Origin of the sequence: Acidocella sp. KAb 2-4, assembly GCF_020567705.1 — a bacterium.
Taxonomy (GTDB): domain Bacteria; phylum Pseudomonadota; class Alphaproteobacteria; order Acetobacterales; family Acetobacteraceae; genus Acidocella.
On record NZ_JAJDJU010000014.1, the window covers coordinates 1 to 26,558 of the forward strand.

General features: G+C 62.0%; 23 protein-coding genes and 1 pseudogene. 11 read left to right on the forward strand and 13 right to left on the reverse strand.

The window, feature by feature from the left end; all coding sequences use genetic code 11:
• Positions 1-198: 198 nt before the first annotated feature.
• Complete coding sequence (locus LI953_RS10200; RefSeq protein ID WP_227075974.1) at positions 199-1,503, forward strand: site-specific integrase; 1,305 nt, start codon at positions 199-201, stop codon at positions 1,501-1,503.
• Between the two features lie 171 nt (positions 1,504-1,674).
• On the opposite strand, the gene LI953_RS10205 is transcribed toward LI953_RS10200, so the two are convergent.
• The 7 genes from LI953_RS10205 to LI953_RS10235 form a co-directional block, all read right to left on the reverse strand.
• Complete coding sequence (locus LI953_RS10205) at positions 1,675-2,271, reverse strand: cation transporter (RefSeq protein ID WP_227075975.1); 597 nt, start codon at positions 2,269-2,271, stop codon at positions 1,675-1,677.
• Between the two features lie 188 nt (positions 2,272-2,459).
• Entirely contained in the window at positions 2,460-4,481 is a 2,022-nt protein-coding gene (locus LI953_RS10210) for a bifunctional DedA family/phosphatase PAP2 family protein (protein WP_227075976.1), read from the reverse strand.
• A gap of 39 nt (positions 4,482-4,520) precedes the next feature.
• Positions 4,521-5,792: a TolC family protein gene (locus LI953_RS10215; RefSeq protein WP_227075977.1), complete on the reverse strand. Its 1,272-nt coding sequence runs from the start codon at positions 5,790-5,792 to the stop codon at positions 4,521-4,523.
• On the reverse strand, positions 5,789-8,827 hold the full coding sequence (locus tag LI953_RS10220; protein ID WP_227075978.1) for an efflux RND transporter permease subunit: 3,039 nt from the start codon (positions 8,825-8,827) through the stop codon (positions 5,789-5,791). Before LI953_RS10220 ends, LI953_RS10215 begins: the two co-directional genes overlap by 4 nt.
• Positions 8,828-8,830: 3 nt before the next feature.
• Positions 8,831-9,769, reverse strand: coding sequence for an efflux RND transporter periplasmic adaptor subunit (locus LI953_RS10225; RefSeq protein ID WP_227075979.1), 939 nt, complete (start codon positions 9,767-9,769; stop codon positions 8,831-8,833).
• 105 nt (positions 9,770-9,874) lie between these two features.
• The gene (locus tag LI953_RS10230) at positions 9,875-11,287 is read right to left on the reverse strand and encodes a heavy metal sensor histidine kinase (RefSeq protein ID WP_227075980.1); all 1,413 of its coding nucleotides are present in this window, start codon (positions 11,285-11,287) and stop codon (positions 9,875-9,877) included.
• Positions 11,284-11,955 (reverse strand): heavy metal response regulator transcription factor, encoded by a 672-nt coding sequence (locus LI953_RS10235; RefSeq protein WP_227075981.1) that lies wholly within the window; start codon positions 11,953-11,955, stop codon positions 11,284-11,286. The genes LI953_RS10230 and LI953_RS10235 overlap by 4 nt, the downstream gene beginning before the upstream one ends.
• Before the next feature lie 350 nt (positions 11,956-12,305).
• On the opposite strand from LI953_RS10235, the gene LI953_RS10240 reads away from it, so the two are divergent.
• The 5 genes from LI953_RS10240 to LI953_RS10260 all read left to right on the forward strand — a co-directional run bounded on the left by LI953_RS10240 (position 12,306) and on the right by LI953_RS10260 (position 17,372).
• A complete protein-coding gene (locus LI953_RS10240; RefSeq protein ID WP_370635788.1) occupies positions 12,306-13,523 on the forward strand; it encodes a DUF932 domain-containing protein in 1,218 nt (405 codons plus the stop codon).
• 159 nt (positions 13,524-13,682) lie between these two features.
• On the forward strand, positions 13,683-15,818 hold the full coding sequence (locus LI953_RS10245; protein WP_227075982.1) for a ParB/RepB/Spo0J family partition protein: 2,136 nt from the start codon (positions 13,683-13,685) through the stop codon (positions 15,816-15,818).
• A 100-nt stretch (positions 15,819-15,918) separates the two neighbouring features.
• Positions 15,919-16,416, forward strand: coding sequence for a DUF6878 family protein (locus tag LI953_RS10250; protein ID WP_227075983.1), 498 nt, complete (start codon positions 15,919-15,921; stop codon positions 16,414-16,416).
• 10 nt (positions 16,417-16,426) lie between these two features.
• Entirely contained in the window at positions 16,427-16,792 is a 366-nt protein-coding gene (locus LI953_RS10255; RefSeq protein ID WP_227076048.1) for a DUF6915 family protein, read from the forward strand.
• Positions 16,793-16,868: 76 nt separating this feature from the next.
• Positions 16,869-17,372, forward strand: coding sequence for a hypothetical protein (locus LI953_RS10260; protein ID WP_227075984.1), 504 nt, complete (start codon positions 16,869-16,871; stop codon positions 17,370-17,372).
• Between the two features lie 87 nt (positions 17,373-17,459).
• On the opposite strand, the gene LI953_RS10265 is transcribed toward LI953_RS10260, so the two are convergent.
• Together LI953_RS10265 and LI953_RS10270 are read right to left on the reverse strand one after the other, a co-directional pair.
• Complete coding sequence (locus tag LI953_RS10265) at positions 17,460-17,885, reverse strand: type II toxin-antitoxin system VapC family toxin (protein ID WP_227075985.1); 426 nt, start codon at positions 17,883-17,885, stop codon at positions 17,460-17,462.
• Positions 17,882-18,124 carry a type II toxin-antitoxin system Phd/YefM family antitoxin gene (locus LI953_RS10270; RefSeq protein WP_227075986.1) on the reverse strand — a complete coding sequence of 81 codons (243 nt, stop codon included), beginning with the start codon at positions 18,122-18,124 and terminating at the stop codon, positions 17,882-17,884. The genes LI953_RS10265 and LI953_RS10270 overlap by 4 nt, the downstream gene beginning before the upstream one ends.
• 203 nt (positions 18,125-18,327) lie before the next feature.
• Here LI953_RS10270 and LI953_RS10275 point away from each other — a divergent pair, with 203 nt between their 5' ends.
• Complete coding sequence (locus tag LI953_RS10275) at positions 18,328-19,446, forward strand: toprim domain-containing protein (protein ID WP_227076049.1); 1,119 nt, start codon at positions 18,328-18,330, stop codon at positions 19,444-19,446.
• 352 nt (positions 19,447-19,798) lie between these two features.
• Positions 19,799-20,737 (forward strand): DUF2493 domain-containing protein, encoded by a 939-nt coding sequence (locus LI953_RS10280; protein WP_227075987.1) that lies wholly within the window; start codon positions 19,799-19,801, stop codon positions 20,735-20,737.
• Positions 20,738-20,776: 39 nt separating this feature from the next.
• Here LI953_RS10280 and LI953_RS15540 read toward each other — a convergent pair whose 3' ends face one another.
• Positions 20,777-21,013 carry a GDCCVxC domain-containing (seleno)protein gene (locus LI953_RS15540; RefSeq protein WP_304505189.1) on the reverse strand — a complete coding sequence of 79 codons (237 nt, stop codon included), beginning with the start codon at positions 21,011-21,013 and terminating at the stop codon, positions 20,777-20,779.
• Positions 21,006-21,311 (reverse strand): mercuric transporter MerT family protein, encoded by a 306-nt coding sequence (locus LI953_RS10285; RefSeq protein WP_227075988.1) that lies wholly within the window; start codon positions 21,309-21,311, stop codon positions 21,006-21,008. The genes LI953_RS15540 and LI953_RS10285 overlap by 8 nt, the downstream gene beginning before the upstream one ends.
• 154 nt (positions 21,312-21,465) lie before the next feature.
• Here LI953_RS10285 and LI953_RS10290 point away from each other — a divergent pair, with 154 nt between their 5' ends.
• From LI953_RS10290 to LI953_RS10300, 3 genes are all read left to right on the forward strand, one after another.
• Positions 21,466-21,897, forward strand: a complete 432-nt coding sequence (locus LI953_RS10290; protein WP_227075989.1) for a helix-turn-helix domain-containing protein — start codon at positions 21,466-21,468, stop codon at positions 21,895-21,897.
• Between the two features lie 383 nt (positions 21,898-22,280).
• Positions 22,281-22,568 (forward strand): hypothetical protein, encoded by a 288-nt coding sequence (locus tag LI953_RS10295; RefSeq protein ID WP_227075990.1) that lies wholly within the window; start codon positions 22,281-22,283, stop codon positions 22,566-22,568.
• Positions 22,511-22,834 carry a DUF736 domain-containing protein gene (locus LI953_RS10300; RefSeq protein ID WP_026440823.1) on the forward strand — a complete coding sequence of 108 codons (324 nt, stop codon included), beginning with the start codon at positions 22,511-22,513 and terminating at the stop codon, positions 22,832-22,834. The genes LI953_RS10295 and LI953_RS10300 overlap by 58 nt, the downstream gene beginning before the upstream one ends.
• A gap of 414 nt (positions 22,835-23,248) precedes the next feature.
• Here the strand turns inward: LI953_RS10300 and metF are convergent.
• A pseudogene (gene metF, locus LI953_RS10305) lies at positions 23,249-24,180 on the reverse strand (methylenetetrahydrofolate reductase [NAD(P)H]).
• Positions 24,177-26,468 carry a 5-methyltetrahydropteroyltriglutamate--homocysteine S-methyltransferase gene (metE, locus tag LI953_RS10310; protein WP_227075991.1) on the reverse strand — a complete coding sequence of 764 codons (2,292 nt, stop codon included), beginning with the start codon at positions 26,466-26,468 and terminating at the stop codon, positions 24,177-24,179. The pseudogene metF and the gene metE overlap by 4 nt, the downstream one beginning before the upstream one ends.
• Between the last annotated feature and the right edge of the window lie 90 nt (positions 26,469-26,558).

The window sequence follows — 26,558 nt, forward strand, 5'->3', positions numbered from 1 at the left end:
CCTGGTTCAAATCCAGGTCCCGCAACCAGAAAATCAAACAAGATCAATAGCTTAAAGCCACCGCAAGGTGGCTTTTGGCGTTCTGACGCCCTAGGGCAGTGTTAGGGTAATTTAACTCGAAATCCAAAACCTGATGGGCTATGGTCGTTGCCTGACTAGATCCTCAACCGCAGCGCAATATGTGCGCAAGGGGGCGTCATGCCGACCATCGAGTTGCTGGGCGGAAAGGTCCAGATTTATCAGCGCGGCAATAGCCGCTTTTGGCAGGCGCGGGCGTCTGTCGGCAACAAGCAGCGGCAGTTCAGCACCAAGCAGGAAATTCAGGATCTGGCGGCCAAGGCCGCCGAGGCGTGGTATTTTAGCCTGCAAGGCAAGAGCCAGGCCGGCGTGCTGAATGACCGCCCGACCTTCAAAAAAGCGGCCGATCAGTTCCTCAAGGAATACGGCGTTATCACAGAAGGTGAGCGTTCCGAGAAATGGACCGAAAGCCACGCGATCAGGTTGCGAGTTCATCTGCTGCCGTTCTTTGGCAATTTGCCGCTCGACAAGGTGACGCCCGGCAAGGTACAAGAATACCGGGTTCACCGGATGACGACCTACGGCGCACCAAACGCGCATTCCAAAAGTCAGCATAAGCCGAAGTCCAAGCCGCCGGCACGCAGCACCTTGCATGATGAGGTGGTGACTTTGCGGATGGTGCTCAAAACTGCCATCCGGCATGGCTGGCTGGAGCATTTGCCGGACCTCACACCGCCCTATCGGACGCAGGGCAAGATTGTGCACCGGCCTTGGTTCAGCCCTGAGGAATATAAGCAACTCTACGAGGCGGCGCGCGCGAATGCGAAGGCGCCGGAGCGGGCTCACTACAGATGGAATGCCGAGCAGGTTTATGACTTTGTACTGTTCATGGCGAACACCGGCCTGCGGCCGGACGAAGCTTTCAACCTCCAGCACCGAGACGTGACGATTGCCCAGGAAGAAAGCAATAAGGCGGAAATTCTGGAGATCGAGGTTCGCGGCAAGCGTGGTGTTGGTCATTGTAAAAGTATGCCGGGGGCAGTGCGCGTCTATCAGCGGCTACTCGCCCGCGCAAAGCCAGCGCATGGCGAGTCTAGACGCGAGCGGCAACTGCGTCGCAAGAGCGGCGGTGAACCGCCGGCGATGCCGGAGCTCGAATATCCGAAGCCAACCGACCCCGTGTTCCCAGGCAATCACATCAAGCTGTTTAACAATCTGCTTGAGCGGGCAGGGCTGAAGATTGATCGCGATGGCAAAGCCAGGACTGCCTATAGTTTGCGCCATACCTATATCTGCATGCGTTTGATGGAAGGTGCGGATATCTATCAGGTCGCGAAGAATTGCCGCACCTCGGTCGAGATGATCGAGAAGCATTACGCCGTCCATCTAAAGAACACGCTTGATGCGGCAGCGATCAACGTGGTGCGAAAGAAGGCTGCGCATAGGAAGCTGAAAGCAAAAGCTGCCAGCATGGATGCCGATTAAACGTAAAATGGTTGTAGTGAAAACACAGCGCACAACGCCGCTAATCTGAAGCCGGTTCACCCGCCAAGAAGCGATCCGCTTGGCGGATCGCCCAAAAGCGCACCCCTTGCGGGTGCGCAATCAGGGGCTTGGCCCCGCTTAACTTATATTCATTGCGCATCGGCAATGCCCTCAAGCAGCCGCGCCGTGCTCCTCGCGGGCAGCGATCCAAACCTCGCGGGCGGCATCGGCGTTCATGGCAGCGATGCCGAGGCCGACTAGCAGGTCGGGCCAAGCGGCGCGCCATAAATACGCTGTCACAGCCCCCGCGAGGATAATGGCAATATTGGCCAGTACGTCGTTGCGCGCTGAGAGATAGGCAGCTTTGGCGAGGCTACCGCCGTGCGCGCGGTGGCGTGCCAGCATGAGCGCGCAGGCGGCGTTGACAAGAAGCGCGCCGACGGCCGTCACCGAGAGTACCACCGGTGACGGCGGCACGGGGTGCAGGAATTTCTGCCAGGCCATCCAGAGCGTAGCGAGGCCCGGCAGAAGCAGGATGCCAGCGAGCACCATCCCCAAACGCGCCCGCTGGCGCAGACTCCAACCCAGCGCCAGCACGATGAGCAGGTTGACCGATGCGTCCTCCAGGAAATCAATACTGTCGGCGAAAAGCGAGACCGAGCCGATGGCTAATGCCACAGTGAACTCGATGCCAAAGTAGGCGAGGTTAAGCGCGCCTGCCCAGAACACGGTACGGCGGAATCTGGATTTTGTGATGGCCTCGCTCAAGGGTGATGCTCCTGTCGGTTGCGGGCGGGTATCTCGAAAACATTCGCCCCTGGAAGTCTGGAAATTACCATTACTCAGGCCTTAGGGGCAGCCCAGAGCTGTTGCCATCACAAAAATCGCTGTTTGCCATATTGTGGAAACAGAGCGTCTTGGGCCGCTCCGCACTTTCGTCGCGAGAGTCAAGCTTTTTAAGGTTGTCCGAGTAAAACCACGCCATTCCAGTTTGGCCCTGGGGGGATTCGGGCTTCCGGCTGTGTTCCTGGCAGTGCGGATTCGAGAACTTGCATAGGCTCGTCGACACCGTCTTGCTCATCGACCAAAGTGCCGAGTGGTTTCAGGTGTTCGATCTTTTCAGCGACCACGGTTCCGATCCAGAGCGGTTGCGTATTCCCAGCATCGGTAAGTGCCGTCCCAGACGGCCAGACCCGTAAAATCAACCGCTGACCGTGCGGCACATCCTGGCCGGCTTTAATCATCAGCAGAGCTTCCGCGCGGCCATTCTCGAGATGTGGCAACACGGGAAGCGCGTTTGCTTTCGCATCTGATAACAGCCATTCTGCGGACGACGACAAATTCCACGCTACCGGCACTTGCCAGCCATGGGCCAGCAATGCAGCTTTCAGCAGCGGCAACGGCCCTGCCCATTGCAGGATAAATGGTTCCTCGTAGTCACCTGTCAGATCGACACGCCATACCGGCATGCTGGCCCATCCGCCGTTGCGCCAATCCGTGAGGGACATCTCCCGCACCGGCAAATTGAGCGCGTAGCGCCGCATATCCGCGGCGTGTTTGGTTCCGATATGCAGCCCGGCGGCCAAAAGCAATGTGGCCAGCGCTGCCGCCCCGAGGCCGGGGGCGCGAACCTCCCTGCGCACATGCTGCAAATAAACGATTCCCAGCAATGCCACCCAGGCCACACCGAAAGCCAATCCCGCCGTCACGTCCGACAGCCAGTGCGCACCGAGATAAAGCCGCGAGAAGGCAATGGCGCCAACCAGTAAGGCCGCCGCCAGCGTGACCAGCACGCGGGCGCGCGCTCCCACCTCCCTGCAAATCAAAATCACCAGAAATCCGTACAGGGCTGTGCTGGCCGTAACGTGGCCGCTGGGGAAGGAATAGGCGTCCCACCCCGTAAAGCCGGCTGTGGGTCTGGCATACTGCAAGGTGATCTTCATCAGAAACGCAAACAGGCTTGCCCCGGCCACCGCGGCAATCCCATAAAACGCCGCACGCCACGCACGCCGCCAGGTGAGCCAGGCCAGTGTCACCAGAAATACAGGGATGACGACAGCCGCATCACCCAGCTCAGTCATGGCGACCATCACTTGGTCGATCACTGGCGTGCGCAGGGATTGCAGAAAATGGAAGATCGCCGCATCCGCGCGCACCAGCGGGTCTCCGGCGACAACATCCTGCAGCACACCGAAGAACAGCCAAAGTCCGCCGATGAGAGTGGCGCCCAGCGCCAGCACGCCTAGCGTTTCTGGCCGCTCCGGGTCGAGTGCCGAGAGGACCAGCCGCCGCGCCCGGCCATCTCCCGCCGCAGCCCATCGCCGTACCGGCCCGCGCAGGCGCGCCATGAGTACAACAGACCACCGGATAACCCGCGGTATAAGCCAAACAACCAGCGCCAGCGCGGTAGAGAGAATCAATGCCAGCACCATCAGTCGCCCGGCAATGGCGTGTAAAATGGTTAGAGAGGCGCCAAGCGCCATGCCAAACCAAATATGTGCCAACGCGTATAAAGCGGCGGCAACAATGTCGACGATATAGAACCTGATGGCGGACATACCAGCCATTCCCGCCACCATGGGAATCGCGGCCCGCACGCCAGGCAAAAAGCGGGAAATCAGCACCGCCTTGCTGCCATCGCGGGCGAAGAATGCTTCCCCCGCCCTCAGCAGGCCAGGCCGCGCGCGGAACGGCCACAATCCCATGGCGCGTTGCTTGTAGTGGCGGCCGAACTGATAGGAGAGGCCTTCACCTGTAAGAGCGCCGAAGGCTGTGAACCCGATCAGCGGCCACATCGCCAGGGCGCCGCCTGGCACCAGCGCGCCAAGCCCCACGATGACCGCCGTACCTGGCACCAAAGCGCCGAAAACCGGAAACGTCTCCGCGCCAGCGATCAGGAAGGCCACGCCATAAGCCAGCAGCCGATGTGCGGCCGCAAAGTCGATGATGGCGGTAATAAAAGCGTGCAGCAGGCCCATGGGCGCGACGATTCCCTTAATAATATTCTAGCGAGTTGCTCAGTCGTGAACGGGCAAGCCGAGCCCAAGCATTACGGCCAAGGAGAGTTTCGCCGTTTGCAGTTGCGTGCGCAGCTGTATTCCCTCGCGCTGCCGTTGTCCCGCAGCAATGATGAGATCGGTCTCTGCCCGGGCATCCAGCCCGCCTGCAACAAAAGCGCGGCGCGCATTGGCAGCGATGCCGACGGCCTGCGCGGCAGCTTGATCCGCCTGCATGTTTTGGCGTTGCAGCAGCGCGATGCTCTGTCCCAGCGCCTCGGCGCCGTTCCTTGTATCGGCCAGACTGGCGTCATATTGTGCGTGCAGGGCGGCGCGCGTGGCCTCGTCAGTTTTGATCGCTGGACGGTTGCGGTTGAACAGGGGCAAGGACAGCGTCACCTGAGGCCCGGCGCTGGTGACGCCTGATGTATCGCGCCCGCCTTGCCCGCCGAGGCTGATGGGCAAGAACTGGCTGCGGATCGCCGCGCGGAGTTTTTCGTCAGCCTCGGTATAGCCGTAGCGCAGGGCCAACAGATCCGGCCGGCGCTGCGGCAAGGTTGCCAGAGCTTGTTGCAACTGCGCTGACGAAATCGCCGCCACAGCAGGCGGCGCCAGTGTGATCGGGGTGCCTGGCGGCACTGCCAGCAGCGCGTCGAGCTGGGCTTCATCGCGCGCCTGGGCTTGTTCCTCGCTGTCCTGTGCTGCTCGGAGTATGGCCAGTGCGGTTTCCGCGACGGACTCATCCTGCTGGGTGAGATTGCCCGCCGCGGTCTGTGCCTGCACATTCTGGCCCAGCACCGTGAGCGCCTGCTCATCGTTGAGCAGGCTCGTCCGTTCGGCGGCCTCGCCGGTCAACGCCACGCCAAGTTGTTCCGCCCGCGCGGCCACCTGCCATTCCTGCCAGAGGATGTCTGCGTTCACCTGCAACAAGTGCGCCTTCGCGGCGTTTATGGTGGCTGAGCGGGTGATAAGTGGCGAGACATCCTCCACCAGGCTGCCCGCAAGGGAAGACATCGAGGCCGGGCCGCCGAGCAGCGCCTCGAACCCGATGGAAAGCGAGGGATCGGGCGGCGTTCCGGCCGCCAGCAGTTCCGCCTGAGCAATGCCGGCCTGCGCCCGCGCGGCCGTCAGGTCCGGGTCCCGCTGCACGGCCAGGGCGGCAAGTTGCGCCAGCGTCAAGGGTTGGGTGGCTGGCAACGACGACGCAATCGGCGCCGTGTCGTGCAAGGGGGCGGGATGATAGGCGGCACAACCGGAAAGCCCGGCCAAGGCCAGCCAGATCATGCGCTTCATGGCTGGCCCTCCGGCTTCCGCTCGCCGCGCCCCGTCAGATAAAGCGCCGGCAGCAGGTTGGTGCAAAGCAGCGCGCTCCAGAGAATGCCACCGCCGATCACCACGGCCAGCCCCTGCTCCGGCGCGGCACCTGTGCCGAAGCCTAAGGCGGTTGGTAGCATGCCGAGAATCGCCACGGCGGTCGTAAGGAAGATGGGGCGGAAGCGCACGTTCAGCGCCTCGTCGATAGCCGCCTCGGGGCTCATGCCTTCGGCCTCATTGCGCCGGGCGCGGTCCAGTAGCACCACGCCATGATTCAGGCTTACCCCCGCCAAAGCCAGAAAGCCGATCAACCCGATACCGTTCAGCCCCAGCCCGCTTGCCGCCAAAGCCAGGCCACCACCGGTCATGGCCAACGGGATTTGTGCCATCAGCAGCAACGGCACGCGACGGCCAGAGAAGCGCAGGAATAGAACCCAGGCAAGGGACGCGATGGCGGCGACGGCGGCAATCCCCAGCCCCAAAGCGGCGTGTTCCAGCATCGGGTACAGACCGCCGAACACGATCCGCTCGCCCGGCGGCAGATGTAGGCTGGCCAGGGCGCGCTTAGCCTCGGCAATGGCGAGGTTGGGCGCGGTGGTTGGCGTGGCCAGAATCTCCAGAGCGCGGGCGCCATCGATATGCATGAACTGATTTGGGCTGGTGGTGAGAGAGACATCTGCCAGCGTCCCTAAAGGCGTGGCGCTGCCCGGCCCCACCGGCAAGGCCCGCAATTCCGCCAGCGAGAGCAGATGCGGGTTCGGCAGGCGCAAATAAAGCGGTAGCGGCGCGGCGCCATCCGGCAGCTCTGCTACAACCTGCCCGGCTAGCAGGGCAGAGACTTGCCCGCTCAACTCTGCCGGCGTCATCCCCGCCGCCGCCAGCGCGGCTGTTCGCGGGGTGATGCGGATCTGCGTCTCGGGATAGCCCTCGTCGTTAAACAGGTCGCTCAGGCCCGGCACGTGGCTCAGGCGCTGCGCGATTGCCCCGGCACTGGCGGACATCTGGCTGAGATCATTTCCGTACAGGTCGAGCGCGAAGGGCTGGGGCAGGCCGTTCAGGCTCTCGCCCAGCCGTTCGATTGTCGGGGTGTCGATGCCTGTTTGCAGGGAGGGGAATTGCGTCTCGGCTTGCACCCGGCTGGCGATGGCGTCGAGACTGGCACCGCCTTCTCCGGGCTTGAGACGGATGGTGATCTCCCCCGCGTAGGCGGGTTCGGTATAGGTAGAATCGGAGGCCGAGCCGATGCGCGCCAGCACATGCTCAACCGCCGGGTCCTGCGCCAGCCGGGCTGAGAGGCGGCGCATCAGCGCATCCGTATCCGCCAGGGAGGTGCCGGGGGTGAGCGTGAAGGATTCCAGAAGCACGCCCTCATTCGGCAAGGGCAGCACGTTTACCGAGACGAGGCTCATCGCCCCCAGGCTGAGTAGCAGCAGAACCACGCAGCCCAGCACGGCGCGTTTGGGATAGGCTAGAGCGAGACGGAACAGGCGGCGGTTCCAGCCCATTAGCCGGATAACCAGCGCATTGGCCGTACGCGGCGGCCGCACGGTATGGCGGGGCAGTAGCCCGAGGCCCAGCGGGATCAAGGTGAGCGACACCAGCAGCGAGGCACCGAGTGAGAAGATCATGCCCAGTGCGAAGGGTACGCAGAACAGCCCCGCCAGCCCGCCGGTGAAGAGCAGCGGTACGAAGACGAGCATCGTGGTGAGCGTGCCGATGATGTCTGGCGCCATGATTTCGCTAACCCCCCGCCAGATGCCGGGCCATTTATCGTCGCCGGCTTCCCAGCGGTGGAAGATACTCTCCAGCACGATGATGGCGTCATCCGCCACCAGCCCCAGTGCCACGATGATGGCGCCGAAGGTGAGCAGGTTGAGGCTCTGCCCGGTGGCATACAGCCCGGCTATGCCAAGCAGTAGCGAAGCAGGGATGGAGAGCGCCAGCAGCCAGGCGCCGCTGCTCACCCCCAGCACCGCCAGCAGCCCGGCAATGGCCAGCACCCCGCCGATGACCAGATTACGGCGCAGATCGGCGCTGACGGCACCCACCAGATGGCCTTGGCTGTAGATACGCAGTACCGAGACGCCGGATGGCAATGGCACGGCTTTTACGGCGTCCGCCAGTGCCTGGGTGACGGGCAGGGTAGACGCGCCCTGTTGCTTGAAGATGGTGAGCGCGATGGCGGGTTCGCCATCCAGCAATTCGCGCTGACCCACCGGCACAGTGCTGTGCAGGATGCGCGCCAGTGCCCCCAGCGCGATCGGCCCGTGTGGGCCCATTACCGGCATTTGCGCCAGGGCGGCGACGCTGGGGGCGTTGGCGAAGGTGACAAGCAGATCGTCATGGCCGAGGCTGAGAGAGCCGCCCGGTACCAGCATGGCTTGCCCTACGAGCGCCTGGGTCAGCGCCTGTATTGTTACCCCGGCCTGTTCCATGGCGGTGAGGTCGGGCTGTACCCAGAGCGCCTCGCTGCCCAGCCCTGCCGTGTCGACGAGCTGCACCCCGGGCACGGCGCGCAAAGCGGGCACCAGCCTTGTTGCGACGGCACGCGCCACCTCGGCCTGCGATGTGCCGGGGGCGTAGCGTACGGCATAATCCGCCACCTCGTTGATGGCATTCCCCATGATCTGCGTGAAAGGCTGCGCGCCAGGCGGCAGGCTGGTACGGGCGCGCTCGATGGCGCCGTTCACGGTCTGCAGATCAAATTCTGCGTTGGTGCCGGTGGCGAAGCGCAGATCGGTCTCGACCAGCCCATCGCTGATCGTGCTGCGAATATTGGAGACGCCGGGCAGGCCGAGCAACACGCCCTCGAGCGGCGTGGCGGCCATTGCCTCCATATCCGTGGCCGTGGTGCCGGGCAGATGAAGTGTTACACTCACCTCGGGATAATTGAAGGCGGGCAGCACCTCTTCGGGAATGTTGAACAGTGCGAACAGCCCGTAACCGAGCAGAGCGGCATAGATCATCAGCCACAAGGCTGGGCGGCTGAGCAGGCGGAGAAAAGAAGCTGGCATGGCTTAATTGGGCGGCTGGTAGAGGGCGGCGATGCCGCGATGGTAGAGCAGGGCGGCATCCTGCACGATGACCTGGTCCCCGGCGGCAAGGCCCGAGAGGATGGGGGTATGCGCGCCCTGCACCTCGCCAGGCACCACTTGCACGGCGCGGTCACCCTTGGAGTCATGCTGCATCACCCACCAGCGCCCGTCATCCAGCACCAGCGCTTCACTTGGCACCAGCAACACCTGGCGAGGCGGCAGGGCGAGGCTGAGCGTGCCCGCCTCGTTCTGTTGCAGCGCCAAGCCTGAAAATGCCAGGACAAGCCCGCCATCCGCCTGCTTGTTGAGTACACCGCGCAGTGTCACGCTTTCGGGGGGCTGGCCATCTGCGGGAATAAACCGCGCCGCTGTGCCCGGGACGAGTGTAGTTGCCTGCGCACCATACAAAACCGCCCTCACCCAGGCGCCGGAATCGGGCTGCACGACCGCCACCGCCTGACCTGGCAGCAACGCCGCCCCAGGCCCGGCGGCCAGGCTTTGTATCTGCCCGGCCACGGGGCTTTGCAGCAATGTGGCGGCTTGCAACGCCGTCAGTTTGGCTTTTGCGGCCTGCGCATTGGCACTGGCCTGCGCCACCGCCGCTTGGGTGGAAAAATGGTTCGCGAGTTTGCTCAGTTCCGCAGCCAGTGTAGCATTCGCGGCTTTGCTGGCCCCTTGCGCCTCCACCAAAGCTGCTGCGATCTCCGGCCCGCCGAGATGTCCAATGAGCTGGCCCGGCTTCACGGACTCGCCTTGTGCTACAGAGAGGCTGGTGAGTATCCCGGGCTGCAAGACATTGATGGTGACATCGGTGCCGGGCTGCACAGCGGCGAAGCCAGAGAGAACCGGCGCCTGTTGCGTGGCATGGACCGTAACCCAGCCGGGCGGCGCCTCGCCGGTGAGGGCAAAAGCGGCCAGCATCAGCCAGATTGGGCGTTGTGCGTTCCTTAATAAGCTAGTCATCCGGCTCCATTAGGCGAGGCAGCCCACCAGAACGGCGCTAATTCGATGACAATTTTATCATTTTCACGCCTCCAGAGGCGGAAAGCGTAGCCGCACGACCGTACCTTTGCCGACCTCGCTCTCGATAGTCACCTGTCCGCCATGCAGATCTAGAATCGAATGTACGATGGAAAGTCCCAGTCCCGAGCCTTGCGCGGCTTTATGGCCGCGCGCCGGGTCAGTCTGGTAGAAGCGATCGAACAGCCGGGGCAGATGTTCGGGCGCGATACCCGGCCCCTGGTCGGCGATGGCAATTTCCACGCCGCTGGCGGGCGAGCCGGAAATGCTCAGCGTGATCTGCGAGCCAAGCGGCGCATGGCGCACCGCATTGGCCAGCACATTCCCCACCGCCTGCCGGAAAAGCAGCGTGTCGGCATAAAGCGCAGCCGCACCCTCGGTGCGGATAAGTAAATTTCTAGCGTTCGCCTGGGCGTCATATTGGGCGATCACCCAGGCGCAAAGTTCAATTGCTTCGAAACGTTCATAACGAAGCGCGTGACTGGGGTTCTCCACGCGCGCCAGGAAAAGCAGGTTCTCGATTAACCCAGTCAGGCGCTGACAATCTTCCAGGGCTGAGGCAATCGTATCGCGATACTCCTCGCCGCTGCGTGGGCGGGTCAGGCAGACTTCCAGGCTGCCATTGAGGTTCGAGAGTGGCGTGCGCAGCTCATGGGCGATGTCGGCTGAGAAGCGTGAGAGGCGGCCGAAGTTGGAGTCCAGATTGTACAGCATCTGGTTGAAGACCTGCACAAGCCCGGCCAGCTCGCGTGGCCAGGGCGGGTCCAGCGGGATGCGCCGGGAAAGTTGCGCGGACGTGATGCTCTGCGCCACCTTGGCGATGCGCGTCACTGGCGCCAGCGCGTGTGCGGCGGCCAGCCGCCCGGCCCCCAGCAAAAGCGGCACCATCAGCACGAAGAACACGGCCAGGGCGCGGTGAAAATCCGTCAGCAGCGCCTTGTCCCGCGTGATGTCCAGGGCAATTTGCAGCACCACGCCACCTGACCCCTGGGCACCTTGCAGGGGCAGGCTGCTCAGCAGCCAGGAGCTATTGCCTGTCTGGTAGGGGATGAGCGGCAGGCTCTGTACGCCGCGCACGGCGGGGAACATGGCCACAGGCAGTAGCGCGCCCATGTCCGGCGTCTCGCCCACCTGCCGCCCCGCCACCAGTACCCTGGCCTCATAGGCGCGCAGCCGGGCGCCATCAGTCTCTTTCAAAATCTCATTGATGAGTAGGTTCGGCGCGCCATCGCCTTCGTTCAGATCATCCTGAAATTCCGCAGCCTTGGCCTGGAGAAAATCCTTGTGCGCGGCGGTGAAATTCGTCTCCAGCTTCCCGTTGGCCAACAGCGCGAACAACCCAACCGCAAGCAGGGCGCCCAGCGTGTAAAGAAGTGCCAGTCGCCCACTGATGGAAGTTGGGCGGAGCCGGATTTTCATGACTCCAGAACATAACCAGTGCCGCGGATCGTGTGCAGCAGGGCGGTCTCGAAGGGGGTGTCCAGCTTGGCGCGCAGGCGGCGCACCAGCGCATCCACGGCGTTGGATTGCTGGTCGTGGAACAGGCCCCAAATTGCCTCCGCGATCATTGTGCGCGACAAAACCCGCCCCTTGTTGCGCGCCAGCAGAAGTAGCAGCGCATACTCCTTGGCGGTGAGCTGCAATTCCTGCCCCGCCCGGCAGACACGGTGGCGTAGGGTGTCGATCTCAAGATCGCTCACCGCGACAACGCTGCTGTCTCGCGCGGCCTTGGGCTGACGTGCCAGATTACGCAGCCTTGCCAACAATTCCGCGAAGGCAAAGGGTTTAATTAGATAATCATTGGCACCGAGGTCAAACCCGCGCACGCGGTCCTCCACATGATCCCGTGCGGTCAGGAACAGAACCGGCGTGGCGCGGCCGGCGGCACGCAGGCGGGTCAGCACTTGCCAGCCATCCAGGCCTGGCAGCATGACATCGAGGACGATGACGTCGAATTCATGGCGCAGTGCCAAGTCTAGCGCGTCCGTACCGTTACCCACCGTGTCCACGGCATGGCCATCCTCACGCAGCCCCTTGGTGAGGTAATCAACCGTTTTCTGTTCGTCTTCGGCCAGTAGAAGCTGCATGTCCGTTCTTTTATAAAGCCCGCCGGTCAATCATAGACCGGGCAACGTAAACAGGCCAACGATGGCCCCTTCTGGCTTGAGAATCCATTGCTGTGGCGCTCGTTCTGGCCGGCTTCACGCGTGTTTCGTCTTCCGTCTGTTTGGTCACCACTGCGCTGATGAAACCAGCAAGCACCACCGGCCATAGTTCAAGTCGAAGCTTTTTGATAAAAAACTTGTGAGCCCGGATAAACAGGTTTCCATCCACTTTTGTCTCGGTTCCGGGCCAGAGAGTAAAAGTTGGGCTGGGCGCTTCATGACAGGTTTTAGTCCGGAGGAGAGGCTTCCGGCGCCTGTCATGGAGAAGTGCCATGGATATCAATACGTCTACCGCGGTGGCGGTTGTAGGGGCGAACGCTGGCCGGGCTGGGTTGGCGGGTTTTAAGGTCGATGTCAGCCGGGGTGAGCGGCTGGGGCGGGTGTCGTCGGAATGGTTTTCGCGGCCCGACGATGAGCGGTTTCTGTCGCTGCCGGAGTTGTATGACGCGGTGAGGGCCCGTGCGGAGAGGGCTGAGGCGCGGACCGTGGAGAGCCGAGCCATCCGGGTGGAGGCGCGGCGTGACGATGGCGATCGGCTGGCACTGATTGTGCCAGGACAGGAGCGGCCGGTGGTGCCGACCCATTGGAGTTTTGCCCAGCTTTGCGGGCTGGTGGGTGCGCCGACGGGGTATATGCGTGAACTGCCCGCGCCGCTGGCGGGGATTAATCTGCAACATGGACTGCTCAATCACCGCGCCGAGCTGGTGAAGACGCTGGAGACCAACGACGGGCGGGTAGAACTGCGCGCCGTTACTGGTCCGGATTATGGGCGCATCTGGGACCACGAGCTTGTCTCGGCGGTGATGCGGATCGCCGGCAATGGCACCGGCGATACCGCCTGGAAAGTGCCGGGCGTGTTGGACTGGGCGACCATGACGCACAACCCGTATGTGGATGTGACGAAGGAGACGACAACGCTTTATGCCAGCGACCGGGATGTATTTCTGTTTCTGGTCGATGATACGCACCCGATCGAGGCGGGGCGGTTGCCGAATGGTGAACCGGATCTATATTTTCGCGGGTTCTATTGCTGGAACAGCGAGGTCGGCTCGAAGACCCTGGGTATCGCGTCGTTTTATCTGCGCGCGGTTTGCGCCAATCGCAACATCTGGGGCGCCGAGGATTTTCAGGAGATCAGCATCCGGCATAGCAAATTCGCGACCCAGCGTTTTGCGCATGAGGCAGCACCGGCGCTGCGGCGATTTGCCAATTCCTCGCCCGCGCCGTTCGTGGCGGGGATTAGAGCCGCGCGGGAACAGATTGTCGCGCGCCAGGATGATGAGCGCGAGAGTTTTCTGCGTAAGCGCGGTTTCAGCAAGGGCGAGACAGCGAAGATTATCGCCACCGTACTGGAGGAGGAAGGTCATCCGCCGGAGAGCGTGTTCGACTTCGTGCAGGGCATCACCGCGCTGGCGCGCTCGCGCCCGCATCAGGATGCCCGGCTGGAGCTGGAGGGCAAGGCGAAGCTGCTGTTGGAACGGGCGGCGTAACGGGCGCGTTGTTCTTCGTGGTTATGTTTGCCGTGGGCCGGTTTTGGTCCACGGCATTTTTTATGGAGCCGGGCAGAGAGGCAGAGGGCGGAGCAAAAATTCGTGACGGGTTATAGGTCAGGAGAGTGGCTCCGGGCCGCCCGTCATGGAGTTTTTCCCATGGCCAAAACTGTTCAGAAAATCACGCTCAGTGCCTCGCGCGATATCCCATTCGATCGGCTGGTGCTCTCGCAATCCAATGTCCGGCGCATAAAGGCCGGCGTTTCGATCGAAGAATTAGCGGCGGATATTGCGCGGCGCACGCTGCTGCAAAGCATCACGGTCCGTCCCGTGCTGGATGAGGCGGGTGCCGAGACCGGCATGTTCGAAATCCCTGCCGGCGGGCGCCGCTACCGCGCGCTGGAATTGCTGGTGAAGCAAAAGCGCCTGGCCAAGACCGCGCCGATCCCCTGCGTTGTGCGCACCGAGGGTATCGCAGAGGAGGACAGCCTGGCGGAGAATGTGCAGCGTGCGCCGCTGCATCCGCTGGATCAGTTCCGGGCGTTTCAGGCGTTGCGCGAGAAGGGGCAGAGCGAGGAGGAAATTGCGGCGGTGTTTTTTGTCGCGGTCTCGGTGGTGAAGCAGCGGCTGCGGCTGGCTGCCGTCTCGCCCCGGTTGCTGGAAGTGTATGCTGAGGACGAGATGAACCTCGACCAGCTGATGGCGTTCTCGGTCAGCCCGGACCATGAGCGCCAGGAGCAGGTGTGGGAGGCGCTGCAGCGTTCCTACAACAAAGAGCCTTACCAGATCCGCCGGATGCTGACCGAAGGGGCGGTGCGCGCCTCTGACAAGCGGGCACAATATGCCGGTGAGGATTATATCGCGGCAGGTGGGCCGATCATGCGCGATCTGTTCCAGCAGGATGATGGCGGCTGGTTGCAGGATGCCGGGCTGCTGGTGCGCGTGGTGGCGGAAAAGTTGGAGCGCGATGGCGATGCTCTCCGCGCCGAGGGCTGGAAATGGGTCGAAATGGCACCTGAATTTCCGTATGGCCACAGCTACGGCCTGCGGCGCATTCCGGGCACGCGCCGTCCGTTGACCGATGAAGAAATCGCTCAGGTCGAGGCGTTACGGGTCGAGGCTGAGCAACTCGAGGAGGAAGCCGCCGTGGCGGATGAAGTCTCCGATGATGCCGATGCTCGCCTCGCGGAAATCGAGGCGGAGATTGACGCGCTGACCCAGCGCCCGCCGGTGTATGACCCTGCCGAAATTGCCATGGCAGGTGTGTTTGTCAGTATCGACGGCAGTGGCGCGCTGCGGGTGGAACGCGGCTATGTTCGCCCCGAGGATGAGCCGGTGGTGGTTGAAGAAGCCGATGAGGTGGATTTGGCAAGCGAGGGCAGTGGTATCGCAAATGATGATAGCGATCCCGCCATGCTGGAAAGCCGCATCATCGTCGCGCATGTCGGTGATGCGGCCGATCCGGAGCCGGAGGAGGAAGACGGCATCAAGCCTTTGCCCGACCGGCTGCTGACGGAGCTGACGGCCTATCGCACTCTGGCGCTGCGCGAGGCGTTGGGCCATGAGCCCGGTATTGCTTACCTCGCCCTGCTGCACGCGCTGTGCCTGCGGCTATTCTACCGCTACGGTGCCGAATCCTGCCTGGAGATTGAGGCGAAGAGCGTGATGTTCGGCGCCCAGGCGCAGGGCTTGGCTGATACGCCCTTGGCGGCACGGGTTGATGCGCGGCACGAGGCCTGGGCGGCGCAATTGCCGGAGGATACCAGCGAATTATGGGAGGTTTTGGCGGCGTTCGACAGCGACAGCCGGGAGGCCTTATTCGCCCATTGCGTGGCGCTGACGCTGAATGCCACGCATGACGCCTATAATCGCCGCCCCCGGGCGCTGGCGCATGCAGGGCGGCTGGCTGAGACGATGACGCTTGATCTGGTAGCTGCTGGGTGGGTGCCGACGGCGGAGAATTATTTCGGCCGGGTGACGAAGGCGCGCATTCTGGAGGCGGTGCGCGAGGCTAAGGGCGAGCAGGCCGCGCAACGGCTTGAGGGGCTGAAGAAGGACGCCATGGCCGAGGCCGCAGCGCAGGCGCTGGCGGGCTCTGGCTGGCTACCAGAGGCGCTGCGCACGAAAGGCGTGGAGACCATGACGATGTGGGCAGATTCTGTGGCAGAAGCCACGCATTGTGCCGTCGCCGCCGATGCCAGCGCGGATGTGGCAGACGAGGTGGTTGAGGCTGCCGATCTTCCATCCGCTGAAGACGAAGCACAGATCGAGCCGCACGAGATCGCGGCGGAGTGATCCCAGAACCCCGAGGCGGCCCAAAGGCCGCCTCGCCTCTATTCCTTCACACCATCCAAACCCGGCTTCGTGCCGAGTTTTGCATTTCTGGAGACAGATCATGTCAGACAATCACAATCCAGCATCTGGTCAGCAACCGCTTCCTGCGGTTGATCTTTTTATGGCGGCATGGGAACAAAAAGAACGCGCGTATCGCGAGCGCGCGTGTGCCGTGCTCGAGGGCAACAAGAAAGTGCTTTTCGGTATTCTGGCGGAACATGGCATTACCGCCGTGATCGTGAATTTCGACGGCTATGGCGATAGCGGCCAGATCGAGGACATCACTGCCCAGAGCGGCGATGTTGTCGTTGAATTGCCTGATGAGCGGATTGAGATTTTCCGGCCGGGCTGGGATAGCCCGGACGTTGAACGCCAGACCCATACGGTGCGCGAAGCCATTGAGGCGCTATCCTATGATTTTTTGGCGCAGACGCATTGCGGCTGGGAGAATAATGAGGGCGCCTATGGCGATTTTACCTTCGACGTAACGGAGGGCAGCATCACGCTCGACTATAATGAGCGCTATACCGCCTCCGAAAACTATTCGCATGAATTTTGAGGAGGCGAAGATGGCGCATCCTTATCACCACGCTTTATCCTCTGCAAAAAAATGGGGCGGGACGGCGGAAGATTTTTTGAGCCTGCATACCTGGTTCGATGAGAGCAAGATGATCTCATCGGATTTTCGGCATCGAGCACTTCGCCATCATGCCGAAGGCATCTTCATGGCCGAGAGATTTTTTGGTTCCGTCATGACGATCTCGACGGGGCGTATTGTGCCTGTGCGCCTGATCGGCGAGCAGCATGTCCGTGAAGATCTCGGCTTCATACCAGGCTTCGCGGATTGGATCAGAGCGATCCGCCCCGAACCCTGGATGGGCCGGACCATGGCGCTGCATCAGCAGCTTGATCCTTTCGAAGTCGATGCTGCCTGACCTTCTCGTTTTATCATTTATCTCTTTCAACCAATAACCCGGCCCCGTGCCGGGTTTTGCATTTCTGGAGGCCAAAATGGCGGATTATTTTTCACCGACCGTGATACCGGAAATCATTCCGAATGCGGATATGACGAAGCTGGAGCTTTTGTTGCTCTCGCAGATGTTTGATGCGGACTCGGATGGCGACGGAACGTATTTCCATTCCTGGCAAGGCCCATCGGATCTGATCTGGGTCAATCGCGCTGAACTTAGCGCGGCGCTGGACGCGACCCGCGGCAGCAAAAGCCAAGTGTATTTCTATGTGGAGGAGAAACTCAAAAATGCCACATCGGGTGATGACATCATTGAGCTGGATATGAGCGGGTTGTCGTGGGAGGTGATTCTCCAAGACATCGTGCGGCGCTCAGCCAAATTGCGTTATATCACCGTGATGACGGCGTTCACCTGTTCGAAAATGCGCGCCGATGGTTTTGGCGGCATGGCGTTGTTCATTACCGCCGAGGCCATCAAAGCCTGCTCGACCACGGAGTTTCTGTCGGACTGTCTTGCCGACATCGCCGGGCAGGAGGGCGGGTAGAAGGATGCCCGGGACAATTTACGCAGAACCATGACCAATGCGGATGGGCCGAACCCGGCAGCGGGACGGCCCATTTTGCGTGGGCGATTACAGCAGCATCGTTTTCACGCCCAGTGCTGCGCCAGCTTCGCCGAGGCGGCGGTCAAGCGTGCATAGGGTGGCGCCGTGATCCGCGCAGATGGCCAGGTGCAGGGCATCGCCCGCGCGCAGGCCGAGCGTGTATTGGTCCGCGAAGCGGGCAGCGGTGCGGAACTGCGGCCCGCTGACGGCCAAGTGCAAAAAACTTTCAGCGGCGAGTTGTGTGAACATCGCCAAAGCTTCGGCGCGGTGGACGGGTTGCAGCTGGCCGGTGCGTAATTTGATCGACAAGGCCGAGGAGAATTCGGTCATCACCCAGTCGCTGATGGCGAGGTCTCCGGCTTGCTGTGCCGCCAGCCAGGCCTGCATGCGCGGGGTCTCGGCTTCATTGGTTAGGGCGGCGACCAGCAGTGACGTGTCGAGATACAGGCTCAATAGCGCGCCTCGTCGCGCATTTTACGGATGGCCTCACGCGCGGGCTCAGCCTGGGTGGGCATATTCGCGGTTGTGGCTTGCAGCGCCCCGAGATTGACCGGCTTGCGCGGGATATCAGCCGCGACGAGTTGCGCCACCGGCTTGCCCCTTCGGGTGATGCGTACGGCTTCTCCGGCGGCGGCCCGTTCGACGAGCTCGCTCAGATGCGCCTTGGCGTCGGCGAGGTTAACGCTGCCCATGGGATGCTCCTGACCAGTTAGATGGTCACTTGTAGCACGGATGCCGTGGGAGTGGAAGATTTTTGGCGGGCGTGGTGGCCCGGCCAACCTCCGATTCGGAAGATAGCGCGTGGGCAGGGCGGAACGATAGGCTGCGCTGTTCGGCAGCTTGATGGGCTGGTGCCCCGGTTGGCGGAAACTCTTTGGTGGTGGAGGAGAAAGCGATGCCCAAGCGTGATTTTACCATGCCTGTGGCTGAGCTGGCGCAAATGCTGGCCCGGCAGGCTGAGGCAGTGTGCCGGCATTATCTGTCGGCTGGCCGGCGCCAGGGCCACTATTGGCTGGTGGGAGATGTTCATAACACGCCGGGGCGGTCCTTATTTGTGCGGCTGAGTGGCGGCGGCACGGGCAAGGGCGCCGCCGGGCGTTGGCAGGACGCCGCCGAGGGCACGCATGGCGATTTGCTGGATTTGATCCGGGAAAACTGCGGCCTGACGGATTTCCGCGACGTAGCCGAGGAGGCGCGGCGGTTTCTCGGGCTGGCTGGCAGCGACAGCGCTCCAGCCGCTGTCAGCATTGATCCCGCACCAAATAATACAGACGATACTGATGCTATGGCAGCACAGGTTCAACGCTCTGCCCGGCGTCTGTTCGCCAAGGCTCAATCGCTGCCTGGAACGCTTGGCGAAACCTATTTGCGTCGTCGCGGTATTACCTCGGTGGCGGTTGCTGATATCGACTCTGGTGCGCTGCGCTTTCACCCACGCTGCTTCTATCGTGCGACACCTGACGCGATGCCGGAAGCCTGGCCCGCGTTGATTGCGGCGGTGACCGATCTTGATGGCATGATCACCGGTGTGCACCGCACCTGGCTCGATCCTGGCGGCTTTGATCGCATTCGGCTGGGCAAGGCACCGCTTGAGACACCACGGCGTGCAATGGGCCATCTGCTCGGCCATGCCGTCCGGTTCGGTCTGGCGAATGGTCTTGATGTGCTCGTCGCCGGGGAGGGCATCGAGACCATGCTGTCGCTGCGCTGCGTGATGCCCAACATGCCGATGGCAGCCGCACTCTCGGCCGGGCATTTGGCTGCCCTGCTGCTGCCTACCGGGCTGCGGCGGCTCTACATTGCCCGCGATGCTGATTCCGCGGGCGAGCGCGCCTTGGCGGGCTTGACCGAACGCGCCTATGCCGCCGGAATCGAGGCGATCACCCTCTCGCCATCCCTTGGCGATTTCAACGATGATCTCCGCGCGCTTGGTCTCGCTGAACTACGGGCAAAGTTGCGGGTGCAACTGACGCCGCAGGATGTCGCGCGCTTCATGAAGCCAGCTGAGATTTGACGCGGTGGAAGCGCTGATTGCTGCTCTATGACGCCGGTAGAGTTACCGCAGGCAGGTATGCCTATGTTGCCGGGGGCCGCGCCGGCGGCCTTCCGAGAGGGCGCTCTGTGCCGTGGGCGGCGGCGGCCCGCAATGGCGGCGGGGCCGCTATTTTCCGCCGCCCCGGGGAACGGTCAGCAACACTGATCATACCGAGTGACGCCGGGGCTTTGCATCGCGAAGCAAAATAGCGGCCCCGCCGCCATCCTCCGCTTACGCTCCGGCCTCACCGGTGCGGGCCGCCGCCGCCCACGGCTGGGATCGCCATGGAAGGCCGCGATGGGCGCGGGCTTCCGGCAAACAGGAGCACCCCATGACCCGCGACTTTGACGATACCGGCTATGAGCCACCGCATGCCGCTTCATCCACCGCGCATATTCTCAACGAACTCCAGCTTTATGGCTACCATCCTGGCCAGGACGAGCCCGACCCGCGGCCATTGCCCGAAGCGCCGCTGATCGCGGGCGCCGTTGCGGATATATTTGATGCCTTCGCAGCCACCCTGTCCGACACGCGGCTGGAGCCTGATCTCGAGGAACTGCTCTGGGCCACGGTCAATTTGTTCCACCGCGCCGTTGGGCGGATCGAGCGGGCGCTTGACGATAATGAGCAGGCGCAAAAACGCAGCCAGAAGGAGCAGGATGGCTCCGAGATACGTTCCGTCGAGCTGGAACGTCTCACGGCCGAGGGGCAGACACTGCTGGAACGGCGCGACTGCCTGGAATTCTTTCGTGACCAGGCCGCCGAGCAGTTTGAGCGCCAAACACGTTCAGCCTGGCGCCCGCGCTCAGGCTCGATGGTCAATCACCGCGCGTTGACCGCCGCACTCATCGACAGCCGTGACTTCATCGCCGCCAAGCGCCGGGCCGAGACCGAGCCGCTGCTGCCCTCCGGTCCGAAAATCGCCTTCACCGGCGGGATGGAGTGCAACGACCACAGGCTGATCTGGGACAAGCTCGACAAAGTGCATGCCAAGCACCCGGATATGGTGTTGCTGCATGGCGGCAGTCCGAAGGGGGCCGAGCGTATCGCCGCCGCCTGGGCCGATGCCCGCAAGGTGACGCAGATTGCCTATCGCCCCGACTGGTCACGGCATGCCAAGGCGGCGCCGTTCAAGCGCAATGATGCGCTGCTGGATGCCCTGCCAATCGGCGTTATGGTGTTTCCTGGCACCGGCATTCAGGAAAACCTCGCCGAGAAGGCCAAAAAACTCGGCATTCCGGTGTGGAGCTTTGGGAATGGGGGCGCATAGCCCTCACAATGCCGATCCGCCGCATTAAACGATAGCACCTCATCCCACGGGGCAGCATCCGCTACCCTGCCCGCCATCGATTTGGATTGGTGGGCAGGGGATGCTGCCGAAGGAGCAGAACACGCAGCAATGCCCGGGCTTGGGCCGTAACAGGGCGTTGCATCCTTTGCACTCGTAAAAATACTGGCAGGCATCGGTCGGCATTGTTTCGGTCGCCTGAAAGCCGCAATGCGGGCAGGTGATGGTTGATTCCAGGATCACAGATACCTCACGCATAGAGATAGCCGATAACCAGCAGCACCAGCCCGGCGATGAGGCTGATGATCGTCATGCCACGGACCATGGGCTTGGCGCACACAGCGCCGGTTGCGCAAGCGCCAGCGGGCTGGCGCCGCCACAGCAACCCTGCACCCGCCGTAAGGCACAATGCTGTCATGGCCAGTAGCAGCGGCCGGTGCGGCGCGGCGAACAGCGCGATGCCGGATAGCCATGCCGAGCTGAGACCCGCCGTTGCCAGCAGGAATGGCAGGCCGCAACAGGAGGCCACGCCGAACGCGGCGCCCAGGCCGCTCAAGGTCAGGAGCGTCGCACCTGTGTCTCGAATGGGACGACTGGTTGGGTTTGGTTCGGTTGGGATTGGCGGCATTTTATGATCTCCTTGCGGTAGGCGTCATCGGCTCGTAGCATCTGTAGTTGCTACAGACTCAAGCACTGAATTAAGGTGGCCGATGAACCGAGATGCCATGAACCGAGATGCCATGAGCCGGGATGACATGCCGATCGGAGATTTCTCACGCCGCACGGGCTGCGCGATCGAGACCATCCGGTTTTATGAAAAGATCGGCATTTTGCCGAAGCCGCGCCGGCGGGGCCGGTATCGTCTCTACGAAGCAACCGATATTGGGCGGCTGGTTTTTGTGCGGCGGGCGCGCGAGCTTGGTTTTACGCTTGATGAGGTGCGGGCACTGCTGCATCTGGCAGGCGCCGGGGCGCAGGCGTGCGGTGAAGTGCGAGACCTTGCCAGCGCGCATTTGCAGGATGTGCGCAGGCGTGTCGCCGATCTGCGGGCCATGGAACGCGTTTTGACCGAGGCCGTGCAGCGTTGCGATGCCGGAGGTGAGGCGGCTTGCCCGCTGATAGAGACGCTGTCGGCGGCTTGAACACTGAGCCGCCCGGCGACACTGGGCGGGGATTTATCGAGGGCCTTTAACTCCACTTTGTTCGGCGGAATGGGAGCAGAAAAGGTGACGACCGTCGGCGGCATCGCCGCGGTTTGGCGCAGGCGGTGCGTGAACCGGGGCAGGGTAGTTGGCCGAGATTGTTCCCCCCACGTTGGAGCATGTTGGCACTCACCCGTGTTTAGCTTTGACACATCATGTGATGAAGACGGTGGCGTTGTGGCTGGTGCCGATTTCGGCAGGACGAGCATGCATGTCTGTGAAACAAGTCCAGTTATTTCACTATTGTTGTTACCGATTGCTCGCAGGTCCGGGTTTGCCGTTTATCTCCAGGCCTGTTGGTCGCCGCACCACGCGGCCTCTCAGTGGCTGATCTGACCGAAGGACGATCGCCTTCCTGCAATGGCGGCGGCGGGCTTTTTTCCCCGACAGCTAAAGCTGTCTCCTCGCGGGCGCTGCGCTTCAAAAAAGCCCGCCGCCGCCATCCTACGCTGACGCTACGGCCGCATGCGGTGCAGGCCGATCGTGCCCCCGGTCAATTGATCGCCATCGAGGCTGCGATGGTCGCGGGCTCGAAACAGCAAGGAGAATTGACGTGGCTACCATCGGAACCTTTAAGAAAGTCGGCAATGAATTCCACGGTGAAATCGTAACCTTGAGCGTACAGACGAAGAATGTGCGCATCGTGCCGGAAGCCAACCGTACAAGTGATAACGCCCCCAGCCATCGTATATACGTTTCAAAAGCTGATCTCGGTGCTGGCTGGTCCAAACGCTCCGCTGAGGGGCGGGATTATATCTCGGTCAAGCTGGATGATCCGAGCTTCAGCGCGCCGATTTACGCCAACCTGTTCGGCGATGAAGGCAGCGACGGGTACACCCTCATCTGGTCCCGCAGCCGTAAACAAAATGGGGAGTAAGCACCACAACGACCCCCGCCCGGCGATGCCGGGCGGGGGTGTGTTATAAACTTGACGGGAGCTTTTGGGAAATGTCGATATCAGCTAGCAAAAAGTCCAGGCACGGAGCACGCAGCTTTTTGAAAAAAGCTGCACCAAAAACTTTTTGAATTGTCAGAGTAGACAGGCCATACTGGAACTCCTCATCCGAGATGACTTACAAATATTGACGCTCAGTATCGGTCACAAATAATTCAGTCATTCGTAATGACTCCGAAAATGGCTGCTATACTGCGAAAATCGGCCATTCCGCAGCTACCATCGACGTTTCCGATAATAAGCAGGATGGGCCGATTCCAGACGGACTGCATTAGGACAGGCAGCGGCTAAAACCAGACAGTGCTTTTAGCCTTTTTCCGACGATGAACCCCGCGCTCAATCGGCGTTTTTTGTCTTCTTAGTTAAAGGCCTTTTGCCGAGCAGATGGCATATTGCATAACTCAGCTCGGCTCGGTTCAGTGTATAGAAGTGGAAATGACGAACGCCACCGGCATAGAGCTTGCGGCACATTTCTGCCGCCAGCGTGGCGGCCACCAGTTGCCGTGTCTCGGGATGATCATCGAGACCTTCGAACAGCCGGTCCATCCATTGAGGAATCGCCGCACCGCACATGGTCGCGAATTTTCGTGTCTGCGCCACGTTGGAGACCGGCAAGATGCCGGGCACGATTTCCGCATCGATGCCGGCCGAGGCAACGCGGTCGCGAAACCTGAAAAATACATCTGGCGAAAAGAAGAATTGCGAGATAGCCCGGTTGGCACCGGCATCGATCTTGGCTTTCAGATTGTCCAGATCGGCTTCCATGCTCGCGGAATCCGGATGACGCTCAGGATAAGCTGCGACCGATATTTCAAAAGGTGCCACGGATTTACAGTAAGCCCGGCGGTCAGTGCCGCGGCGTTGGCAAAACCGTTGGGGTGTGGCGCATATTTCTGGCCGGCCTGCAGCGAATCCCCTCGCAGCGCAACGATGCGACGCACGCCCGCATCCCAATAGGCACGCGTGATATCAAGGATTTTCGCCTTGTCCGCATCGATGCAGGTGAGATGCGCCGCCGCCGAAATTTTGTTTTCACGCGCAATGCGGGCAACCGTGGCATGTGTGCGCTCGCGCGTGGATCCGCCTGCCCCGTAGGTGACGGAGACAAAGCGCGGGCCAAGTGGGGCCAGGCTCTGCACCGTGTCCCACAGGGTGATCTCCATCTTCTCCGTTTTTGGCGGGAAGAACTCGAAGGAAATTTCGACATCGCCTGCTTCATCCGCAAAGAGCGGCGCTTCATAAAACCGCGGGAGGGAAAGCGAATTCATGCCGCTGCCGCGCGCAAGGCGCGTGCCGCGCTGACCAGATTGGCGAGCGCCGGGATCACCTCGTTCCACTGCCGGGTTTTCAGGCCGCAATCGGGATTCACCCATAGCCGCTCTGCGGGAATACGCGCCGCCGCCTTTTGCATCAGCGCTATGATATGCGCCTGATCGGGGATGTTGGGCGAGTGGATGTCGTAAACGCCGGGGCCGATCTGGTTGGGGTAGTTGAAGTCATCGAACACGTCGAGCAGTTCCATGTCCGAACGCGAGGTCTCGATGGTGATCACATCCGCGTCCATATTAGCAATTTCGGCGATGATGTCGTTGAACTCGGAATAGCACATATGGGTGTGGATCTGGGTTTCATCCCTGACGCCATTGGCGGTGATGCGGAATGAGTCCACCGCCCAGTCCAGATAATCCTGCCACTGGGATTTGCGCAGCGGCAGCCCTTCGCGCAGCGCCGCTTCGTCAATCTGGATGATGCGCACGCCAGCCTTTTCCAGATCCAACACTTCCTCGCGGATCGCGAGCGCCAGCTGATAGCAGGAGACGGAACGCGGCTGATCATCACGCACGAAGGACCAGTTGAGGATGGTCACCGGACCGGTGAGCATGCCCTTCACAGGCTTGTCAGTGAGCGAAGCGGCGTAGCTGATCCATTCGACCGTCATCGCTTTCGGGCGGCTGATGTCGCCGAAGAGAATTGGCGGCTTCACGCAGCGCGAGCCATAAGACTGCACCCAGCCGGACTGGCTGAACGCGTAGCCCTCAAGCTGCTCGCCGAAATACTCAACCATGTCGTTGCGCTCGGCCTCGCCATGCACCAGCACGTCCAGCCCCAGCGCCTCCTGTTCGCGCACGCTGTGCTCGATTTCAGCACGCATGGCCTGGGTGTAGGCGGTCTCATCAATGGTGCCGGCCTTGAACGCGCTGCGCGCCAGGCGGATTTCCTTGGTCTGCGGGAACGAGCCGATGGTCGTGGTGGGGTAGATCGGCAGATGCAGAAGGGTGGCCTGCTTTGCCGCGCGCACCGCGAACGGGCTCTGGCGGCGCCCAAGCTCAGCGGTGATCGCGGCCACCGCGGCTTTCACGGCCGGGCTATTCACCCGCGCTGAAGCACGTCGCGCGGCAACGGCGGCGCGGTTGGCGGCAAGCTCAGGCGATACAGCGTCACGTCCCTGGGCCAGCGCGGTGGCCAGCACGCTGATCTCGCCAAGTTTCTGCACGGCGAAGGCCAGCCAGGAGCGGATCTGGGCATCCAGTTTGTGCTCACTTTCCAGGTCAACCGGCACATGCAGCAGCGAGCACGAGGGCGCCAGCCACAGCCGCTCACCGAGCGTTTTCGCTACAGGCTCCAGCCAGTCCAGCGTGGCCTCCAGATCGGTCTTCCAGATGTTGCGGCCGTTGACCACGCCCAGCGAAATGACGCGCTCAGCCGGGCTGGCCTGGATCAAGGCTTTGACCTCATCGCGGGCATTGATGGCATCGAGATGCACGCCCTGCACTGGCAACGCGGCCGCCAGCGGGAGGTTATCCTGTAACTGGCCGAAATACATGGCCAGCAGCAGTTTCACCGCGCCGATATCGAGGCTCTGGTAAGCGGCGCGGAAAGCGTTCTGCCAGGTGGCATCCAGCTCGGTGACTAGGATGGGTTCATCAATCTGCACCCATTCAGCGCCCGCCGCGCCAAGGGTAGCCAGCAGCTCAGCGTAGACTGGCAGCAGGCGAGGGAGCAGCGCGAGTTTGTCTGAGCCATCCTTGGCCTTGCCCAGCGCCAGATAGGTCACCGGACCGATGATCACGGGCTTGGCCTTCACGCCTTGGGCCTTGGCCTCGGCGAGTTGGGCCAGCAGGCGGGAGGCGTCGAGCTTGAATTGCGTTCCGGTTTCGAACTCGGGAACGATGTAATGGTAATTGGTGTCAAACCACTTGGTCATCTCGCCCGCCGCCACGCCACCGCAGCAGGCATGGTCATCGGTCCCGGCCGCCGAGCGGCCGCGCGCCACGCGGAAGTAATTGTCCAGCGCATCACCGTGGAAACCGCGCACGCGCGCGGGCAGGTTGCCCAGGGTGAAGCTCATGTCGAGAATCTGGTCGTAGAAGGCAAAATCACCCACGGGCACCAGGTCCAGCGCGGCTTGGTCCTGCCAATGCTTTGCGCGCAGCTCAGCGCCGGCGCGCAGCAAATCTTCGCGCGAGGATTGCCCCTTCCAGTAGGATTCAAGCGCGAATTTGAGTTCACGTTTGGCGCCGATGCGCGGGAAACCGAGATTATGGGTCGTGACCATGGGCGTTCACCTGAAAAATGAGGAGCGAAGGAGGCGGCTTCTTATCTGGTTGAGTTCATGAATAAAAATGGTATAAATTCATAAATCGAT

Excerpts from the sequence above, each read along its gene's own strand:
- LI953_RS10225 (WP_227075979.1), bottom strand. The coding sequence starts at position 9,769 with ATGCTGGCCGCTTTTGCCCTCACCGGCGAGGCGCCGCCCGGCTGGGTT.
- LI953_RS10260 (WP_227075984.1), top strand. The coding sequence starts at position 16,869 with ATGGCGGATTATTTTTCACCGACCGTGATACCGGAAATCATTCCGAAT.
- LI953_RS10280 (WP_227075987.1), top strand. The coding sequence starts at position 19,799 with ATGACCCGCGACTTTGACGATACCGGCTATGAGCCACCGCATGCCGCT.
- LI953_RS10200 (WP_227075974.1), top strand. The coding sequence starts at position 199 with ATGCCGACCATCGAGTTGCTGGGCGGAAAGGTCCAGATTTATCAGCGC.
- LI953_RS10215 (WP_227075977.1), bottom strand. The coding sequence starts at position 5,792 with ATGAAGCGCATGATCTGGCTGGCCTTGGCCGGGCTTTCCGGTTGTGCC.
- LI953_RS10275 (WP_227076049.1), top strand. The coding sequence starts at position 18,328 with ATGCCCAAGCGTGATTTTACCATGCCTGTGGCTGAGCTGGCGCAAATG.
- LI953_RS10270 (WP_227075986.1), bottom strand. The coding sequence starts at position 18,124 with ATGGGCAGCGTTAACCTCGCCGACGCCAAGGCGCATCTGAGCGAGCTC.
- LI953_RS10230 (WP_227075980.1), bottom strand. The coding sequence starts at position 11,287 with ATGAAAATCCGGCTCCGCCCAACTTCCATCAGTGGGCGACTGGCACTT.
- metE (WP_227075991.1), bottom strand. The coding sequence starts at position 26,468 with ATGGTCACGACCCATAATCTCGGTTTCCCGCGCATCGGCGCCAAACGT.
- LI953_RS10220 (WP_227075978.1), bottom strand. The coding sequence starts at position 8,827 with ATGCCAGCTTCTTTTCTCCGCCTGCTCAGCCGCCCAGCCTTGTGGCTG.
- LI953_RS15540 (WP_304505189.1), bottom strand. The coding sequence starts at position 21,013 with ATGCGTGAGGTATCTGTGATCCTGGAATCAACCATCACCTGCCCGCAT.
- LI953_RS10210 (WP_227075976.1), bottom strand. The coding sequence starts at position 4,481 with ATGGGCCTGCTGCACGCTTTTATTACCGCCATCATCGACTTTGCGGCC.
- LI953_RS10250 (WP_227075983.1), top strand. The coding sequence starts at position 15,919 with ATGTCAGACAATCACAATCCAGCATCTGGTCAGCAACCGCTTCCTGCG.
- LI953_RS10235 (WP_227075981.1), bottom strand. The coding sequence starts at position 11,955 with ATGCAGCTTCTACTGGCCGAAGACGAACAGAAAACGGTTGATTACCTC.
- LI953_RS10290 (WP_227075989.1), top strand. The coding sequence starts at position 21,466 with ATGAACCGAGATGCCATGAACCGAGATGCCATGAGCCGGGATGACATG.
- LI953_RS10240 (WP_370635788.1), top strand. The coding sequence starts at position 12,306 with ATGGATATCAATACGTCTACCGCGGTGGCGGTTGTAGGGGCGAACGCT.
- LI953_RS10255 (WP_227076048.1), top strand. The coding sequence starts at position 16,427 with ATGGCGCATCCTTATCACCACGCTTTATCCTCTGCAAAAAAATGGGGC.
- LI953_RS10245 (WP_227075982.1), top strand. The coding sequence starts at position 13,683 with ATGGCCAAAACTGTTCAGAAAATCACGCTCAGTGCCTCGCGCGATATC.